The following is an 18,227-nucleotide window of genomic DNA, read 5'->3' as shown; positions in this document are numbered from 1 at the left end:
ACTCAAAGGCTGTTTGCGGGAAGCAATTCAGTCGCTGAAATCAGCATAATTTCGAGGAATACCAAGGCAGCATCAATGTAACAGTGACAGGGTAATGAGCGTGAAAACCGGATTAATACATCGACTACTATGCATCCTGACCTTCCTCATGGTCACGGCAATCGCGGTGGCTGATGATTCCTCACTCAACCGGGATGGAGTGGGCGACAACGTGAGCAGTCTGCTCACTCCGGACAACGCCAATCTTCTCATGGACGACTACAGCCTTCCCCTTTCCGACTCCTATTCATTGCAGATCGACAGGACCCTGGGAAAATTTGAAGACGACAGCGTAACCGGACTTGGCGGGCACGTCTTCTGGAGCGACCCGCAACAGGGCCTGCTCGATGCCAGCGCCTCCACCCTCCAGTGGGGTACGGCTAACGTCAACCGGTTTGGACTGGATGGAAAGTGGTACAACTCCATTACCACCCTCAGCGGAGGTGTGGAGTATCAGACCGGGGACGTGGACAATCAATTCAACCTCTTTGCCGACATCGGTCTCTACCCATTCGAGATCCTCTCTATTCAGGGCGGCGCAGCGCAGATCAACGGCGAACCAATGGGACACTTGGGATTTGAAGTGCAACCCGCTGCCGACGCCATGCCGGGCCTGACTTTAATGGGATCGGCGGCGATGGGGAAAAATGACCACGAGTATATCTTTCTGGGACTACGCTACGCTTTCGGTTCGAACGGCCGTCTTATCGATCGGCATCGCAACAACCCCTCTTTGCTCTTTGGCTCCAGAAGGTTCGGCACTGACCTCTATTCGATCAAAACAGAACGCGAAAAGAGCAACGAGGCACTCTCATCAACCGAACTGGGTTTCGATGGTGCAACCCAAAGCAAGACGCCTTAATCACCCTCAATCCAACCGATCTCACGCGCTGTCGCCTTTCCCACCAGACACTGCCGCAGGCCTGAAGCCATCTCCACCACCTCTTCGGACAGCATCACCCGTCCTGCCATGATTTCACAGCGGCGTTGGGGGAAAAAAGGCTTTCTATCGGGTTCAGCGAAACCGTCAGGAAAGAGAGGCACACCACCCGGACCGTATTTGTCGGTGGCACCCACTGTGTGCAGCAACTCATGGGTTATCACGAGGTTGTTCCTCGCGTTCTGAGACTCATCAGCAAAAGCATACACAAGGCCCAGCAACCCTTTCTGCAAACCGAGTGAATGCACCAAAGGCTCTCCGCCATCCGGCTGTTGATAACGCACGAAGATCCTCACCCGCTCCCGGTTTGAAACATCATCCGGAGTATGCTTCCAGGCCCAATAGCGCATTCTCAGACTCCAGAAGACACTGCTCAACACGTTCGCACCAATTTCAGGAGGTTCGGGGGGCACGGAAGATACCAGAGGGCCAATACGAGTAAGGGTCGGTGGGTCAGCCAGCAAGTCGTACTTTTCACCTTGTCGTCCGGTGAATCTGTCGATAGGCGCAAAATCCGCATCGGTCAGTCCCTTGATATAAACGGCTGTTCCCGGATCCTCATCACCATTGATGGGAAAGACCATCACCTCCAGCGGATCGATCCAGTCTGTTGAATCCAGGCGCTGGCCGTGAGTGTAAATAGCCGCTGTGGCTAGCAGAATCAGCAGAACCAGGACACGAAAGTTCCGAAAACTGAACAACTTCATCTGCAATAGTTCCGGGTTAAATACAAAACATCAGCCCCTAATTTTTCACGATCACAACCTAACTATGCGACAGATAAGGAAATTTATTAAGGTAAACCGCTATACGATTTCCTGATTCTTCCACTTTCCTCACTTCCTTTTCCGCGTCACTATCACTACAGTCATGTTTGATTGTCCATTAGAGACAACGACTACTCAATTTCCGGTTCCTCTTCTATTCGACTCACCCTGTGATGAAAGCGGGGTTCCGGACACTATCGTTCCACCAAGATTGGAGGATGTAATGACAATAAGCACTAAACTGCTTGGAATAGCCAGCGCCGGCGTACTGCTGGCCGGGCAACTGGCGCTGGTTCCCGTAGCCTCGGCAGCAGGCCCCAGCATGGTCGAAGAGGGTAAGAAAATCGCTTTCAGCCGGAAAAAAGGCAACTGCCTGGCCTGCCATGCAATTGCAGGCGGCAAAGCCGCAGGCAATATTGCCCCACCGCTGGGCGCTATGCAGTCCCGTTTTAAAAACAAAGCAGATCTCAAGGCTCAGATTTCGGATGCCACCGTAAAAAACCCGGAATCCTCTATGCCGCCGTTCGGCCGGCACAATATCCTCTCAGGCGCAGAACTCGAAAAAGTCGTTGAGTTCGTCTGGTCCCTGTGAGCGATCCACTCTTAAGCCACCGAACCCTATTGGTTGGAGATTAATCAGATCATGAAACACTTACTGAAAAAGATTGCGATGCTGGCCGTTGCCGGCGGTATTGCAGCATCTGCACAGGCATCTCCGGAGGCTGACCTCAAAGCCTTCCAGAATTTTTACAAGAACCGCTTTGCCAGTGTAGCAACAGAAGAGTACGGCAACGGCGTCTATGCCATCGACCCTGTCGGACGTGAAAACTGGGAAGCCATTGAAGAGTTCCCACCCTACGAGCCTTTCATCGATGAAGGCCAGGCAATGTGGGAAAAGCCCTTTGCCAACGGCAAAACCTACAAGGACTGCTTTGCTGACGGACCCGCCATCGCAGGCATCTATCCCCTCTGGGACAAAAAGAACGGCATGGTCATCACCCTGCCCCTGGCCCTCAACAAATGCCGTGAGGCCAACGGGGAGAAGCCTCTGAAATATAAAAAGGGCCCCATCAACGACATCCTCTCCTACATCGCCTACGAGTCACGCGGTCAGAAGACCAACGTAATCATCCCTCAAGATGATCCTCGCGCGCTTGCGGCCTACGAAAAGGGCAAAAAGTTCTACTATACCCGCCGCGGTCAGTTGAACTTCTCCTGCGCCAACTGCCATCTGCAGAATGCCGGCATGAATATTCGTGCCGATACACTCGGCCCGGCACTCGGTCACACCACCCACTTCCCGGTCTATCGTTCCAAATGGGGCACCGTGGGCACCTTGCATCGCCGCTTTACCGGATGCAACAAACAGGTACGAGCCAAGCCTTTCAAAGCCCAGGGCGAGCAGTACCGAAACCTTGAGTATTTCCTCACCTACATGAGCAATGGCCTCGAACTGAACGGCCCGGGCGCACGGAAATAGTCAGGAAACAGAGAGATCCGGAGTACACTATGCAAAATAAAATGATTGGTTATGTAATGATCCTGGCTGTGCTGCTATTCGGCGGGTTGAGCACTGTCCAGGCGGCAGATGCGGCGAAAGCCCCCAACGCCGAAGCCGCCAAGGTCGAAAAGATGATCGCCGACGCCGACAAGGCGCGCAAGAGAGCCGCCTCTGTGGAAGGCGAATGGCGTGATATCGGCAAGATGCTGAAAAAGGCCAAGGCAGCACTGGCAAAGGGTGACTATAAAACCGCCAAAAAACTCGCGGCAAAGGCAAAGTCACAGGGCGAAATGGGATACAAACAGGCAGTCGCACAGAAAGATCTGAAGATGCCTTCGTACCTCAAATATTGATCACGACTTTCCTATCAGGAGGAAGTTAATAATGAAATATGCCAAGGCATTGATAAGACTCGCTCTGGTTGGCGGAATTGCGCTGTCTGGAGCAGCGATGGCTGACCATGGCAACAATATCACTTCGACACTGCGATCCGTTGACGTGATTCACCAGGGAAAGAGCATCACTATCGAAAGAAGCAGCGACAAAAACGCCACGGTTCCCAAGGCCTACAACAAGATCTCCCGCCACTGTCCACCTTTCTGCATCCAGCCGATGCCGCTGGGCCAGGGCATTGAAACCCTGGGTGAACTGGAGGTTCTGGGTTACCTGAAGCGGGTTGCCAACGGAGACCGTACCGTACAGGTGATCGACTCCCGCACCCCTGAATGGATGACTCACGGCACCATTCCGGGCTCAATCAATATCCCCTGGAACAAGATCAACGTCGACGTTGAAGGCACCTTCGCAATCGATGCTGAAGCAGACACCTTGCATGATATTTTGCAGGATTCATTCGGGGCAAAGCTGATCAACGGCAGCTGGGACTTCCGTAACGCCAAGACCCTGGCATTCTTCTGCAACGGGGCCTGGTGCCCGCAGTCAGCGGTCAATGTCAAGACCCTGGCCCGACTGGGATATCCAGCCTACAAGCTGAAGTGGTATCGCGGCGGCATGCAGTCCTGGGTCAGCCTGGGGCTGACCACGGTCAACCACTAAACCACCCCCCACAGCAAAAACTCCAGCGCCTTGAAGGCGCTGGAGTTTTTGCCCTTCTACCCGCAAATCTTCCATCAGAAATGGTTTGACAGTCGGTAATAATCCTTCTAATTCCAAGCGGATTAAGTTAGCATTTTCCCGTTACCCCGTTTGGAGACCGGTCGCATGACCGAGCAGGACAAAACCGCTGTCAAAAGTACGCAAGACCCCGTTACCGACGAGCAGTTGGTGCGTGCCGTCACCTCGTTCGAAGCCATCATCGTCAGCCAGATCGAGATTAAAAATATTCTCGGTGACCGGCTCAACTACAGCATCCGGACCGGGCTTATCATTCTCGGCCTCATTGCCATCTCCATTCTGATCCTGCTGCTGACACTGTCATCACAGATCACCCGTATCTCTGCGGTGGTCGGTGACATGAATCAGAACTTCACCTCCGTCTCGACCCAGATGGAAAATATCGACACTTACATCACGTCAATGGAAAAGCGGGTGAGCCTGCTTAACGGAATCAACGGCCAGACGGAGACGATGGACCGGGAGATGGGTACCATCACTGTCGATCTCCGGCGTATGCGCGGCACACTCAGCGGCATCCAACACCATGTCAATTCCGTGGACGGAAACATCGCTTATATCTCATCGGCCATCGACAAGATGAATTTCGATATTCAGCGCATGGGACATGACATGCACCGCATGGGCCAGCCAGCCCGGTCAATGAACAAGATGTTCCCTCTTCCCTAGCCCGGATTTCTCCTTATTGGAATACAAAGATGGCAGAAGATCCCAAACGATTAATGGTGGAGGTGATCGGGCGTCTCGGACGTGAGACCCAGATTCATCTCGACGAACGACACCACCATTTCCGCATCACGAACCTCTTCCTCTATGCCGTTGCCGCGTTTCTGATGATCGTGGCAATATTCAACGTCTACTACATCAGCATCCTGTGGGAGGATCTGAACGGCATCGTCAACAGCATGGACTCCATGCACACCAATTTGAAGGGCGTCAACAAAAGCATGAACTCAGTCACCGCCAAGGTTGAACTGATCGACAAGCATATGGCCAACATGGACGAAATCTATAGCCACACGGAGTCTATGGGGGAGTTGATGCCGTCAGTGCGCGAGTCCATGGGCGCCATGGCGGATGAAATGGACCTCATCGAACGGGATATGCGCCACTTAGGCGGCGGCATGGGCAACATCGAACAGCGTTTCATCCAGATCACCGATGGAGTGGGGGTCATGCGCAGCAATGTGCGTCAGATCTCCCGGCCAATGGGTATAATGAACCCGATCATGCCTTGAGACATTCGCTGATGCGAGACCAGATATCATCACACAGTCCCTTGCGGTAGACAGCTGATCTGAAAACGGCCTGCTCCCGGAGATACCTTTCCAGCAAATGGCCATTTCTTTCCGTTATACATGCAGTAACATTCGCCAGCCTGTCCGCCGCCTTCACCACGAGCGCCAGTTCATGGCTACCGCTCACGCGGCACATCTTCTGGTTGGTTTTTCGCTTCCTCTCCTCCCTGGTACGTCCCGGCTCGTCGGTGACAATCTCCACACAAGCACCAACAAAGTGGCCAAACACCTCCGCCACTTCGAAGCGGTTCACCGGTGTATCTTCAACCACGTCGTGCAGGTAGCCTATAATCTGAGCATCATTTCCATAGGACTCGACAAGCCCTGCCACCTGATCCAGGTGATAGATATAGGGTTTATCGCCATAGCGCTGCCCTCCATGCGCCTCAATGGCAAACACTCTCGCCCTATGTAGCAGCTCGTCACTCATCTTCCAAATATAGATCCAAACGAAGAAACATCACAAACAGACCCTGCATTCACGCAAACATTTGCGCATACTCTCCTACTGCAGCGTCCAATACGTTTTCAAAACGCCGCACAGCCCCTTCACCATGATAGCTGGACCAGCGATCCATGATGCCCCATTTCAGCACATAGGCCACTACCGCCTCAAAATCAAAGTAGTGGCCCTCGCCCTGTTGATCCAGGCTGCGCCACTGCTCTCCCAGCAGGAGCCGCTCCAGCCCCAGGTGGTCCTCCTCCCGTAACAGCCGGTTCGCCTCCAGCACCCAGGGGAAGGCGCGTTCCAGGCTGAAGCCGGGTTCACTCCAGTTTCTGTGGATCACACCCAGCCAACGGCCAAAACCCCAATCTGCATTCAGATCCGGTGCAGACTCTCCACGTCTGCGCCGCCGCAATGCCGCTACCAGTGTTCTGAATTCCATACGTTGACGGACCAATTGCCGCAGCCACTCGTTATTCAGTTCCGCCAGCAACCGTTTGGTCTCCACGGCAATTTCAGCATCAGACGTTTCATGGGAATGAGAGGACCACCACAGCAGCCCTTCAATAGCCTGCAATTGCGCTGCATCTTCCGGCGTCAGAAAACTCAACCGCGATTCAAGCTGGATGCGTGAGATCGGTGTCTGAGACACAGCAAAGAGCTCCCCCGCATAGGGCAGACTAGTGATCAGGGTAATGCAGGAATCTCTAGACATATTGAATTGTGCTGAATAGTCAACGGACGATGCCTTCCACCAGCGCCCGGAAACGGGGCTGCAGATGGGCCAGGAGGAGTTCTGTCACCGCCGCCTCTGTGACATCCAGTTTGATGGCATCACCTCGAATAGAGAGACGGATGCCCGGCAGATCATCATCCGACTCGTCAACCTGTTCTTTCGCCCTTCCGGCCACCTCCAGAATCAGCCGTTGCAACATCTGTTCACGACTCATCTCCCGGCCGACCGCCCGCTGCACCTCATCGGCAAAACGGGCGCTGAGAGTCGACTTCAACGACAGGATGGCATCACGTACCGCCACCGACAGCGACTCCTGCAGTGCCTTTTGGGTCTGCTCGGCCTGCTCCCGTGCTGCCTTTTTCAATGCTTCTGTCTCCAACTCGGCCTGTTCCACGATCCAGGCCGCCTGGTGTTCCGCGTCGGCGACAATCTTCTCTGCCCTCTCCTGCCCACCTTCGTCGTGCAGCCGCTCTATCAGAGCCTCAGCACCGGAAGAGACCTGTAGTGCACTATTATCTTTTGCCATTGCTATTTCACTCCCGGCAGATCTGCGCTGAGCACTAAAGCGAAAACAAAGGCAAAAACCGCATAAAACCCTCCACGATCGCCTCCAGTGACTTCGTTTTCCGCACATAGGGAGGTACCAGTGAAGAGCGGAAGGTCAGCGGCTTGCCCGTCTTGGCGCGAACCTTGGGTATCCGGACTGTTACAGGCCCCATGCCTGTCTGCAGTTCTCGCTCAGGCAGGTAGCCGTTGCGCACGACACCGGCCCTGCCATCCTCTGTGCGTCGTCCTGAGTAGTCTTCAAGCATCTCTTGCAGTTCAACCTCGACTGCCTGCTGGATCAACTGTCGTGCCCCTGCCTTGAGCATCTCTGTCAGCGGGTCAGCAATCGTATCTCGACCTGCCAGGCCAACAACGGTATTCTTCTTCATGGTGGCGTATCTCCTCAGATTGTTTGTCGTGTCGCAACTACAAATCAACCAGATACGCCGCCTTTTTTCAAATCAGTCAAACACCAGATTCAGTTATAACTCAAAATCAGTCCCATGCCGCCAAAGACCACGATATCGGCATCGGCCTGGATACCGACCCGCGACAGGAAGCGGTTGAAGGGCTCGCCGGAGACAGAGAAGATTGGAATCTTCTGGCTCTCCACCAGGGAGTTGAAGACATCGATCATCGGCACATCGGTGCGGATCATCTTCGAGGCCAGTACCCGCCGCATGGGATTGGCCGAGGGTCCACCAATCGCCACCCGCTGATCGTGAGTCAGCGAGGAACCGTCATCGATGGACTCACCGGTGCCGCGAAAGATCCGCCCGAGGATATTGCCGGAGTAGGTCGTCTCCATCGGATGACCGAGGAAGCGCACGGTGGATGCCGTTGAGACCCCTTTGGTGCCGTTAAAAAGCTGTAGACTGACCTGATCGTCCTGCATGCCGATGATCTGGGCGAGAGAGCGGTTCTCATCCCGATCCTCCACCAGCGCAAGATCCCCAAAACAGATATCCTGGCCCGATCCCATCTCCGGAACCTGTACCTTGATGATGTCACCAACGATCTCGGTAATTCGAGAGTAGTGGGCGAGGCTCAGACTCATGGCGTTCTCCATTGGCCGAACACCCTTTGTAACCGATGGGATTAGCCCAGGCAAGCCCATAGGCCTGATCACGCGTAGCGCATCAGGCAAAATGCTGAGAACAACTCATGCCGGATCCGCTGCGCTTGATCCGGCCTACATTCAAAGGGATAGGTATAGTTGTTTAGTTCTGTCTGGATTGCGTAAGAAATCGGCCGGTCGGCCAGATCTCTTTACTGAACAGCAGACGGGTCTTGAGGTTGGGGGAGCCGATAAACAGATCGTAGCCGCTCCTCTCCTCTGCCCCCCAACGACGTTTCTCCTCGTCAGCACCCATCAGAAAATCATAACCTTTGACCCCGGCATTAATACAATCTTCGATGACAAGGGCGCGCAATACCTCTCCCACCCCCGGCACAGCGTCGGGATTCAAGGCCTCCTGAAGCAGAAGATAGTGGTTGTTGTAGATAGAGCCGATCTGAATCGCCTCTATCTTCCCACCATCTGTTATCGCCGCAAGCCTAAGCAAACCTTCATCGAAAACCCGCTGCACAAACAAACGGTAGAATTCCGCTTCATAGGGTTTGCGCCCTGCACCACCCGCCAGGCTCCACCGTCGATCATGCAACTCAAACAACGCCTCCAGGAGTCCCGGCAGATCCGCTTTGTTGGTACAACGGGTGATCTCCACATTTTCTCTACAAAGAAGTGCAGACCGTTCGTCACGTAATTCCTGCAGTCTTTCGCCAAAGAAATGTGCTTCGAACTGCGCCATCGTCTCAGGCAGGTCAAAGTAGCCGAAGCGGGTGGCTCTGTAGCGATGGGGTAGGCCGCCTGTCTGACAGGCGCTACTGATATTTTCAATGTTGCCGGTCCAGCCGGTCATGTGCGGCATCCAGATGGTATCCCATCTCCCATTGGCCTCGAGCAGCGCACTGACAATCACCTGCACCGCCTCTTTTTCCACATGCCGGGACACAATCCAGTCAGGGTACTCCGCACCGGTGGCATAGTCCGCCATGATCCGAAGCGTCTTGAAGGAGACCAGATTCAGCAGACGCAACTCTGCCATATAGAAAGGGGCCAAACCCACGAGGTCACCCTTGTCGTCTCTCACCACAACGACAAAGGGCTCCACCGCCTCATGGACCGCCTCCCGCCAGGCCTGGATCCAGTCCCAGGTAAGAAAAACCGTATCCGCCCATGAGTTTTTCAGCAACGCATCCCAGCCTTCCTTGAGCTGATCAAAATCTGACCAGCGGGTAATAATTTGGGATTCCATATTGATTGAGTTTCCAGTCCGGGCTTTCGTGGTGGATGAATAATCGTTGTTATTCCACCGATTGTAATGGCCAAAAGCTACGCTGTAACGTTTTTATCGGCCACAATCCAATCTGATTTCTGATTTACACCAAATAGGGGGGGAGGGGGCGCCTGGATGGCTGTGGGTAGAGTCCTGTTGCTGAACAATCTGAAAAATCAAATCATCCCAGCAGTAGCGAGATGGTTTTGGCTGTCCACTGCTCCTGACCAAGGGCTGGTTTGCCCATGCTGTTCCACAACTCAGCCATCTGCTCCAGCGAAACAGAATTTGCCCTCAACTCAATGATTTCCCGGCGCAAAGAACCAATATAGCGATCCTTGCCCACAAGACCAATCAGCCGGTCATAGTCCATTTCAACATCGTTCTCTTCAGCGAGTCTGTCCATGACATCCTCCACCATGTGGTCCTGAATGAGCGCGATCGCCGATTCCGCCAGTGCCTCATCGGGATCGGCTTCTGCCCCAGGCATGACCATCTCAATCCCGCCGCTCCCTCTTTTTTGCCAGCTTTCCACTGCATCCTGCACATGTTCCGATGCAAGATGTGGAAAACGCTTCATCAAGCGCTCCAGATGGTCGACTGCCTCATCCGCGATCATCAAAAAACGGTGGTCCGAACTCATGCCTTCACTCTCCAATGTTATCGGCCAGGATTTCAGGGACGCAAAAAGAGTAAGTCCCTCAAACTATAGCGGTGAATCCATGATTTTCTTTAATGGTTTCCAAGAGGGACGCTGTACACGTAATTTTCACATGCACAGAGCACCGGCAGTGGCGGGCACTTAAATCAGGCCTTATACTCCAGCCTCTTTCAGATCAAGATACCGCTGACATGTACACCGTCACCAAAGAGATTCATTTCTGCTACGGGCACCGCCTGCTCAACCACAAAGGCAAGTGCCGTTATCTGCATGGCCACAACGCCACTGCGGTGATTCGTCTGGAGAGCAGCGAACTGGACGAGATGGGCATGGTCTGCGACTTCAGCGATATCGGGGGTTTCGTCAAGCAGTGGATCGACAGCGAGCTCGACCACAACATGCTGATGCACCAGGACGATCCGATTCTGCCCACGCTGCAGGCCGCAGGAGAACGGGTCTATGTGATGAAAAACAATCCCACTGCCGAAAACATCGCCCGCCTGATCTTTGATCAGGTTGCAAAGGGGGGATTTCCCGTCGTCGAAGTGGCAATCTACGAAACCGACAGCGCCCTGGCCAGCTATCGCCGCCCATCAGGTCAATAACGGGCCAAAGAAAACCCGCCGGACCATCGGCCCGGCAGGTTCCCGTTACTCCAGGCTGAATTTGATCAGAGGTCGTAACCGCGCTCTTCGTGCAGTGCGACATCCAGGCCTTGGATCTCGTCCTCTTCTGTGACCCGCAGCCCCACCAGCTTGTCCACCAGCTTGAGAATGAGATAGCTCACAACTGCGGTAAAAACAATAGTCGCCACCACACCGATAAACTGGACATAGACCTGCCCCCCCATGGTTTCAATGCCCTCAGCGAAACCATAACCGGAGAAAACCCCAAGGGATGTGGCAGAGAAGACGCCCGCAAGCAGGGTACCCATGATACCGCCGACACCATGCACCGGAAAAACATCCAGTGAATCATCAATCTTCAACACCTGTTTGAGATAGTTGGTTGCCGAGAAACAGACAGCCCCCGCCAGCAGGCCGATAATCAAGGCACCACCGGGACCGACAAAACCAGACGCCGGCGTAATGGTGCCGAGGCCGGCCACCATACCTGTAACCGCACCCAATGCACTGGGTTTGCCGAACTTGATCCACTCCCGAACCACCCAGGTTATAGCCCCCATGGCAGCGGAGATGTGAGTCACCAATATCGCCATCGCGGCACTCCCATCGGATGCAAGCGCGCTGCCGCCATTGAAGCCAAACCAGCCGACCCAGAGCATACCGGCGCCGGTAACCGTCATGGTCATATTGTGCGGCATCATCGCGGCAGAACCGAACCCCTTGCGCGGCCCCAGCACCATGGCTGCAACGAGAGCCGCCACACCTGCGGTGATATGCACCACTGTGCCACCGGCAAAATCGTAAAGCCCCATAGCGCCCAGCCAGCCACCGCCCCAGACCCAATGGGTCACGGGGATATAGACCACTATCAGCCAGAGCGTGCTGAAGATCAGCATGGCGGAAAATTTCATTCGCTCCGCGTAACCGCCAATGATCAGCGCCGGGGTGATAATGGCGAAGGTCATCTGAAACATCATGAAAAGGGATTCAGGAATGTCACCTGAGAGCGTCTCTTTGCCGACACCGGAGAGCATGACCTTACTGAAGTCCCCGATCCAGGCATTCCCCTCACCAAATGCCAGGCTGTAGCCAAAGAGGAACCAGATGATGCTGGCAACACCCGCGATGGCAAAACACTGCATCAACACAGACAACACGTTCTTGGTACGCACCAACCCACCATAGAACAGTGCCAGGCCCGGCAGGGTCATAAACAGCACCAGTGCGGTGGTAGTCATGATCCAGCCGGTATTGGCACTGTTCATGACAGCCTCTTCCGCCACGGCCATGGCCGGAATCGAGATCAGGGCCATCACCCCAAACGCCGCTCTAATTGATCTGTTTACGATTGACATTGTTTACACCTATTTCGAACAAGTTTTATTTTGAGACTTAATTTCGTTTACTGCTTTGAATTGGTGCCTACTAAAGCAATAATTGTGCCTTCACAAAAAACATAAATAATTACATGGTGTTAAGTCGGGCAGAACATCTTTTCATCTCGCCGCTTTGCACGTGCATGGTGCAAAAACGAATGACTTGCACCATATTGAGTCATGACAGCGTTCCGATGACGCAAAAAAAGCCCCGCGACTCAGATTGAGTCGCGGGGCTTTTCAATTAGGGTAGCAAGGCGCTCATTTGATGTCGCCTTTTAGGGCCTTTTCAAATATTTCATGGAAGGCCTCCTGGTACTCAGTTTGGCAGACTACTTTTTCCCCTTCATCCGTAATGACGATCTTAAAAGGAATTCCGCTTTTCATTAACGCTGCTTCCAAAATCATCTGTCTTTCTGGGGAAACCATACTTCCGCCACAGCCAGTGAAATACTCGGACTCGATTTCTTTTTTTACCGCCAATACTCGTTCAGACTCGCTTAGAGGATAAAAAACACTCAACTCATACCCTTTCCGATATGAAATACCTTTCCTATCTAGTTTGATAATAAAGCGCTCATACACTTTTTTATCGTAGTAATGTATTGATTCTTCTATCTCAGAGCATCCCAAAAAAATGCTTATGCCTAGTGGCAAGATGCCACGAAAGAATGTGTGTAGCCAATTTTTCATCAAATAATAGGGACAGACCACGGTTATTATGGATGACTGCTAAAAAAACGTGGTCTACCCCCTATTGTTTCCTTGTTACGTTTCTTCCGCATTGGTAAACCGTTTTACCGTTCTATTGCCAAACCAATTAAATAGAATTGTTCCAACTTCATCACTCATGCGATCGCCTTCGAACTGATAATACATTATCCATTTGTATGGCCTTAAGTTTGAATACCTGATTTCAAACACGGCATCATTTAAGACTGAATCTATAAATTCGGCTAACCCCTGTTTTAACTGTTGTGGCACCCACACAGTAACGTCCCAACAACCACTGTGCCAACCTTCTGCTAAAGGATAAACACCGTAATCAAAACATTCTAATGAAACTCCAAAACCATTTTCCCTCTGTTTCGGTATTACTAATATGTCTTTTTCCTCACCTTTATCCAATACTGCAGGTACAGTAATTCCTTCTGTTGCTGATAGTGCTACTTCTCTAAATATTTCACGAAATTTGTTCAACGTTTTAGGTAAGGGGCCGTAGAGTAGCGGAGGTCCCAGCGACCAACGGGAGCGAACTTTACCTGCTTGTTATGATTTACCATGTGTTCGGCTTAATATCCGTCAATCTTTCCCCACAAAATGGACAAAAAGAAATAAGTAAATCATGCGAACTGATGATATCACCCACTTTTTCTGCCATACCGTCTGATACTTCATGTTCAGATGCATACCAAGTTTGAACCAAAACCCAAGAATATTGCTCAACGTTTATTTTTGAATAAACAACCTCGGCATCTTTGTACCAGTTTTCATCACATTTATGTTGTTGTTGACCTTTACTCATATGAATTCATAACTGTAAGTTTAGGGTCAGAGTAAAAATCCTTATTCTTTCCTGGAGTTTTTACTCTGACCCTAAACGCTTAAATATCCAAGGCTGGTGTCCGCAACCTTATCTGGATCGATACCATGATAGATATTCAATAAGCAACCAATCAAAGCGTTCAGAGTTCTTCATTCTCGTTGTTTCATAAGAGGAAATTCAAAAATAGATTTTTCCTTTGTTAAGTCAGTAACCTCCCGAAGTATTTCTATAATATCTGAGTTCTCTCCTGCCCATCGGAGTGCAGTATCTCCTGCACTATTCGTAATGTTTGGGTCAGCACCTGCATCAAGAAGAAGCTTTAACGCTTCTATATGGCCATTTCGTGCAGCCATCATAAGTGCGGTATTTACTCCATTATGAGCATTGGAATTAGCTCCCCCATGGATTGCAGCAGTGATTTCTGCAAGATTTCCACCTTCTGATGCGTAAAAAAGTGTTTCATCTAAATACTCAGTAATCATTGTTTCTTTTATGTTAGGATCGATTTCAGTTGCATCTCCTTTTTTACTTTCTTTTTCCCACTTGCATTGTTCTGCAACCATATCCAAAAGCCAATACCAGCCTGAATTTTCGTTACTATTCAGCTTCAATTCTTCAGCGGTTGGTTGTAGCTTTCCGATGCATATGAACTCAGCAGGAAGTGGTTTTGTAACCCAAATTAATTCGGTTTCACCATTCCAATCCCCGAAGGTCTTGCGCAACGGCTCCCTCAATTTTGGTTCGGAAATATCTGGTTGCGCTGTTCCCATCCAAGCAGTCAGGGTAACGAGAATGCCATTTTCCGTTACTTCCATCCAATCATTCAGATGTCGTTTGGCTGGGTCGCCTCTACGAATCACTCGACACGCACCAAAGAGACCGTCTCCAATAGGCATCATAAACACGTCTCCACCAGAGTTTCGCTCATTAGGCTGAGGCATCTCTTCTTCCACCGTGTCTTTAATATGACTCTCTACAACTGCACCTTTGCTAACGAGGAGATTTTCGATATTTTTGTGGCCACCCTTCAATGCCATGTACACCGGAGTATTGCCATACTTGTCAGATGCATTTAAATCTACGCCTTTTTGTAGAACAAGTTTTACAATATCTTCAAAGCCTTGCATCGACGCCCACAGAAGCGCAGTCTTGCCATTCCTATCCACCGCGTTCACATCTGCACCTTTGTTAATAAGCAGTTCTGCAATGTTTCTGCGTTTAAACTCCAGAGCCTTGTGTAGTGGAGGGTTAGCATGCTTATTTGCGGCATTAATATCAGCGCCTTTTCCAATGATAAACTCAGCAACATCCTCATGGCCTTTGATTAATGCCCAATTCAGTGGGGTGTCGCCATTCTTGTTCGTGAGATTTTCATCGGCGCCCTTGTCAATGAGTATCTTAACGATTGTATTATGGCCATTCTTTGACGCAATGTGCAGCGGAGCATTACCATTCTTATCAATTGTATTTATCTCGACCTTTGACGCGAGGCTTACAAATAAGAATCTCGGGGCTATCAGACTCATCACTTCATTTAGACACCCCGATTCACATGCTTCAAAAAGTCTTTCAACATTAGTCATACAAGCCTCTCTTTCACGCAAAAAATCGCATATTCTCTAATATCTAAGCATTTATTCACATATGCTGCGCTCTGCGGGTAAATGCCCGCTGGACAGAGCAGCCCGGTAGTGACCGCCCAAACTCATTTAGTGGGAAATTGTTTTCAGCAGGCAGGCTGGAGACGGGATAAATAGGGTTTGTGCGGCGAGAAGTCGCCACCAACAGAGTATCGAGTCGGTCGTCAAAGACGTGTCCATGGCCCATTTCTGTGCCTCTTTAGTCACGATTCCGTCCCATAGTAGCCGATTTTCATTGGTAATGCCGCATATCACCTCAATCACATCGGTCAGATCTCGATCGACAACATCGAGTCCGCAGCCGCTACAAAAGCGAGTTCGTTGTGGTTAATATATCGGGTTAGATCCACCATCAATACCGCCCCTCTTCCCCATACTGAGCTGAAACGAATGCAGCACTTCTTTCAAGCGGATCAGCAGATCGGAATCTGCATCAATGCACCGCTTCGCCTCTTCGTCATCAATGGTACCAACAACGCTGCTGACTACCTTCGCGGGTTTTCCTCAATTTCGACAGCATCATCACAACTTTACCTGGTACGGCACGGCCTGAAGCGCCATGGATCTACGAATAGCCGATTTGTGTGACGAAGAACATGACGCCAATGGCTGTACACCGGCAGATGCCTGGAACAGGCGAAGTGTTTCCGCCAATGACAGCCCAGAGACTGTTATTTCAGCATGATCACCGGCACCTGCTTCCTCAAAAGAAACAAGCCACCGCATATCTGGGTATGAGTGAAAAGGCTAAAGCGGCGAACGGACAATCACAGACCTGGAACCGCTAGTGGGCCATGCGGAAAGTAAGGAAACAGATTTTATTCATTTGTGGTGCCTGGCAAGGCGCAAGACCGCCGCTGTAGCCATTCTACAGCAAGCGTCTTGCAACGACGGCAGACGCCGCGAAGGGATGAAAGCTGTGAACTTATTTTCCGCATGGCCCACTAGACACCTACATCGGAGGTTACTGCTATCACACGTCCACCAGGGCATGCTGGGGCGTTCGAAAGGGATCAGCAGGGCATCAAGCCGTCGGACGCGCTTTTCGCACCGTGATCGCTGTTCTGAACTATACAGCGCGGTTATTGCGTGACAGAAATCCGCCCTGGCTGGCTACTTCTGTCCCAAAGACCGAAGCACCGGACGGGAACGACCAGTGACCACCAGATCGATCATCATTGGACAGCGGAACAACGAGACAGCCCGGGTCTTTCCAGGCCCGAAAGGGAAGACGCGTAACGACGCCGATTCTTCGAGCCGTCACACAAGAAATGAAAACGGCCGCCGAAGCAGCCGTAAGTCATTGAAAATATGGTAGCAAGGGGCAGATTTGAACTGCCGACCCCCGCATTATGAGTGCGGTGCTCTAACCAACTGAGCTACCTTGCCAATTTTATTGCCGCAGAACACTGCGAAGGCCCGGAAGAATACTGATGCAACCAAATCATGTCAACTGCCCAGGGCCTGCTAACGTTTTTCAGACATTAAATCGGAAGTGGATGACATCCCCATCCTTGACCACATACTCCTTGCCTTCCGAGCGCAGCCGGCCTGCATCTCTGGCGCCCTGCTCGCCCCCGAACTCGACAAAATCGTTGTAGGCAATGACCTCGGCGCGTATGAAACCCCGCTCAAAGTCGGTGTGAATCACGCCGGCTGCTTGGGGCGCCGTCGCGCTGGCTGAGATGGTCCAGGCTCGCACCTCTTTTTCACCTGCGGTGAAGTAGGTCTCCAGCCCCAGGAGATGATAGCCTGCCCGCACCACCCGATTCAGTCCCGGCTCATCCAGACCCAAATCCGTCAGAAACGCCTCCCGGTCCTCCTCGTCCAGCTCTACGATCTCCGCCTCGATGGCAGCACAGACCGGCACCACATCGGCACCCTCAGCTTCTGCAATCTCACGAACACTGTCCAGATGCGGATTGTTCTCGAAGCCCTCTTCATCGACGTTGGCGATGTAGAACACCGGCTTGATGGTGAGCAGAAACAGATCCCGCAGTTCCAGCAACTCATCGTCCAAAAGCGCCATGGAGCGTACCGCACGGCCTTCATCCAGGTGATCACGAACACGCTCCAACAGTGCCTTACGCGCCAGTATTTTTTTATCTCCGGTCTTCGCCTGGCGGGCAGTCTTGTCCAGTGCCTTCTCAACGGATTCGAGATCGGCCAGCGCCAACTCCGTATTGATCACCTCGATATCTGCCAATGGGTTGATCTTACCGGCAACATGGACCACGTCGTCATTCTCAAAACAGCGCACGACTTGGGCAACTGCATCGGTCTCACGGATATTTGCCAGGAATTTATTTCCCAGCCCTTCACCTTTGGAAGCCCCGGCAACCAAGCCGGCAATATCGACGAATTGCATCGTGGTAGGAAGAATATTCTGCGGCTTGACGATTTCTGCAATCACATCGAGCCGGGAATCAGGCAGCGGAACCACCCCTACATTGGGATCAATAGTACAGAACGGATAGTTTTCCGCCGCAATAGTCGCTTTGGTCAGTGCGTTGAAGAGGGTGGATTTGCCGACATTCGGCAGGCCCACGATGCCACATTTAAATCCCATGGTCTGATATCCCGCTAAAAATTAGCGGCAAGGATACCGGAAAGATTAAACGGGTTTCCAGTCG

At 51.8% G+C, this 18,227-nt stretch carries 19 protein-coding genes, 1 tRNA gene and 3 pseudogenes; 8 read left to right on the top strand and 15 right to left on the bottom strand.

Annotated features, from left to right (window positions below):
- Nucleotides 1-94 precede the first annotated feature (94 nt).
- The gene (locus tag HPY30_11565; GenBank protein QYZ66565.1) at nucleotides 95-901 is read left to right on the top strand and encodes a hypothetical protein; all 807 of its coding nucleotides are present in this window, start codon (nucleotides 95-97) and stop codon (nucleotides 899-901) included.
- Here HPY30_11565 and HPY30_11560 read toward each other — a convergent pair.
- Nucleotides 898-1,686 (bottom strand): hypothetical protein, encoded by a 789-nt coding sequence (locus HPY30_11560; GenBank protein ID QYZ66564.1) that lies wholly within the window; start codon nucleotides 1,684-1,686, stop codon nucleotides 898-900. The genes HPY30_11565 and HPY30_11560 overlap by 4 nt on opposite strands.
- Nucleotides 1,687-1,969: 283 nt before the next feature.
- Here HPY30_11560 and soxX point away from each other — a divergent pair, with 283 nt between their 5' ends.
- From soxX to HPY30_11530, 6 genes and pseudogenes are all read left to right on the top strand, one after another.
- Complete coding sequence (gene soxX / locus HPY30_11555) at nucleotides 1,970-2,338, top strand: sulfur oxidation c-type cytochrome SoxX (protein ID QYZ66563.1); 369 nt, start codon at nucleotides 1,970-1,972, stop codon at nucleotides 2,336-2,338.
- Between the two features lie 51 nt (nucleotides 2,339-2,389).
- Nucleotides 2,390-3,226, top strand: a complete 837-nt coding sequence (gene soxA, locus HPY30_11550; GenBank protein QYZ66562.1) for a sulfur oxidation c-type cytochrome SoxA — start codon at nucleotides 2,390-2,392, stop codon at nucleotides 3,224-3,226.
- 134 nt (nucleotides 3,227-3,360) lie between these two features.
- A pseudogene (locus HPY30_11545) lies at nucleotides 3,361-3,600 on the top strand (SoxXA-binding protein).
- 31 nt (nucleotides 3,601-3,631) lie between these two features.
- Nucleotides 3,632-4,303, top strand: a complete 672-nt coding sequence (locus HPY30_11540; GenBank protein QYZ66561.1) for a rhodanese-like domain-containing protein — start codon at nucleotides 3,632-3,634, stop codon at nucleotides 4,301-4,303.
- Between the two features lie 165 nt (nucleotides 4,304-4,468).
- The gene (locus HPY30_11535) at nucleotides 4,469-5,050 is read left to right on the top strand and encodes a translation initiation factor 2 (protein QYZ66560.1); all 582 of its coding nucleotides are present in this window, start codon (nucleotides 4,469-4,471) and stop codon (nucleotides 5,048-5,050) included.
- Nucleotides 5,051-5,079: 29 nt separating this feature from the next.
- Complete coding sequence (locus HPY30_11530) at nucleotides 5,080-5,619, top strand: translation initiation factor 2 (GenBank protein ID QYZ66559.1); 540 nt, start codon at nucleotides 5,080-5,082, stop codon at nucleotides 5,617-5,619.
- On the opposite strand, the gene HPY30_11525 is transcribed toward HPY30_11530, so the two are convergent.
- The 7 genes and pseudogenes from HPY30_11525 to HPY30_11495 all read right to left on the bottom strand — a co-directional run bounded on the left by HPY30_11525 (nucleotide 5,609) and on the right by HPY30_11495 (nucleotide 10,388).
- Nucleotides 5,609-6,109, bottom strand: coding sequence for a bifunctional (p)ppGpp synthetase/guanosine-3',5'-bis(diphosphate) 3'-pyrophosphohydrolase (locus tag HPY30_11525; protein QYZ66558.1), 501 nt, complete (start codon nucleotides 6,107-6,109; stop codon nucleotides 5,609-5,611). The two genes, HPY30_11530 and HPY30_11525, sit on opposite strands and share 11 nt — an antisense overlap.
- A 49-nt stretch (nucleotides 6,110-6,158) precedes the next feature.
- Nucleotides 6,159-6,839 carry a DUF2764 family protein gene (locus HPY30_11520; GenBank protein ID QYZ66557.1) on the bottom strand — a complete coding sequence of 227 codons (681 nt, stop codon included), beginning with the start codon at nucleotides 6,837-6,839 and terminating at the stop codon, nucleotides 6,159-6,161.
- A gap of 19 nt (nucleotides 6,840-6,858) precedes the next feature.
- Nucleotides 6,859-7,386: a hypothetical protein gene (locus tag HPY30_11515; GenBank protein ID QYZ66556.1), complete on the bottom strand. Its 528-nt coding sequence runs from the start codon at nucleotides 7,384-7,386 to the stop codon at nucleotides 6,859-6,861.
- Between the two features lie 79 nt (nucleotides 7,387-7,465).
- Nucleotides 7,466-7,795, bottom strand: a pseudogene (locus HPY30_11510) (IS256 family transposase).
- Between the two features lie 104 nt (nucleotides 7,796-7,899).
- A pseudogene (locus HPY30_11505) lies at nucleotides 7,900-8,463 on the bottom strand (V-type ATP synthase subunit B).
- A gap of 163 nt (nucleotides 8,464-8,626) precedes the next feature.
- Nucleotides 8,627-9,724 carry a GNAT family N-acetyltransferase gene (locus HPY30_11500; protein ID QYZ66555.1) on the bottom strand — a complete coding sequence of 366 codons (1,098 nt, stop codon included), beginning with the start codon at nucleotides 9,722-9,724 and terminating at the stop codon, nucleotides 8,627-8,629.
- Nucleotides 9,725-9,926: 202 nt separating this feature from the next.
- Entirely contained in the window at nucleotides 9,927-10,388 is a 462-nt protein-coding gene (locus tag HPY30_11495) for a hypothetical protein (protein ID QYZ66554.1), read from the bottom strand.
- Between the two features lie 209 nt (nucleotides 10,389-10,597).
- On the opposite strand from HPY30_11495, the gene HPY30_11490 reads away from it, so the two are divergent.
- A complete protein-coding gene (locus HPY30_11490; protein ID QYZ66553.1) occupies nucleotides 10,598-11,011 on the top strand; it encodes a 6-carboxytetrahydropterin synthase in 414 nt (137 codons plus the stop codon).
- Between the two features lie 65 nt (nucleotides 11,012-11,076).
- Here the strand turns inward: HPY30_11490 and HPY30_11485 are convergent, their stop codons facing one another.
- From HPY30_11485 to ychF, 7 genes are all read right to left on the bottom strand, one after another.
- Nucleotides 11,077-12,387, bottom strand: coding sequence for an ammonium transporter (locus HPY30_11485; GenBank protein ID QYZ66552.1), 1,311 nt, complete (start codon nucleotides 12,385-12,387; stop codon nucleotides 11,077-11,079).
- 282 nt (nucleotides 12,388-12,669) lie between these two features.
- Nucleotides 12,670-13,101: a hypothetical protein gene (locus HPY30_11480; GenBank protein ID QYZ66551.1), complete on the bottom strand. Its 432-nt coding sequence runs from the start codon at nucleotides 13,099-13,101 to the stop codon at nucleotides 12,670-12,672.
- A gap of 75 nt (nucleotides 13,102-13,176) precedes the next feature.
- Nucleotides 13,177-13,608, bottom strand: coding sequence for a hypothetical protein (locus HPY30_11475; GenBank protein QYZ66550.1), 432 nt, complete (start codon nucleotides 13,606-13,608; stop codon nucleotides 13,177-13,179).
- A gap of 76 nt (nucleotides 13,609-13,684) precedes the next feature.
- The gene (locus tag HPY30_11470; GenBank protein QYZ66549.1) at nucleotides 13,685-13,933 is read right to left on the bottom strand and encodes a hypothetical protein; all 249 of its coding nucleotides are present in this window, start codon (nucleotides 13,931-13,933) and stop codon (nucleotides 13,685-13,687) included.
- 170 nt (nucleotides 13,934-14,103) lie between these two features.
- Nucleotides 14,104-15,537, bottom strand: a complete 1,434-nt coding sequence (locus HPY30_11465) for an ankyrin repeat domain-containing protein (protein QYZ66548.1) — start codon at nucleotides 15,535-15,537, stop codon at nucleotides 14,104-14,106.
- A gap of 1,369 nt (nucleotides 15,538-16,906) precedes the next feature.
- Nucleotides 16,907-16,983: transfer RNA gene (locus HPY30_11460), tRNA-Met, on the bottom strand.
- 88 nt (nucleotides 16,984-17,071) lie between these two features.
- Nucleotides 17,072-18,163 (bottom strand): redox-regulated ATPase YchF, encoded by a 1,092-nt coding sequence (ychF, locus tag HPY30_11455; GenBank protein QYZ66547.1) that lies wholly within the window; start codon nucleotides 18,161-18,163, stop codon nucleotides 17,072-17,074.
- Nucleotides 18,164-18,227: the final 64 nt, after the last annotated feature.

It is taken from the genome of Gammaproteobacteria bacterium (ex Lamellibrachia satsuma), assembly GCA_019623805.1.
Taxonomy (GTDB): domain Bacteria; phylum Pseudomonadota; class Gammaproteobacteria; order Chromatiales; family Chromatiaceae; genus QGON01.
Note: the sequence above shows the minus strand (reverse complement) of the source record. Positions and strands in the feature narration are given on the sequence as shown.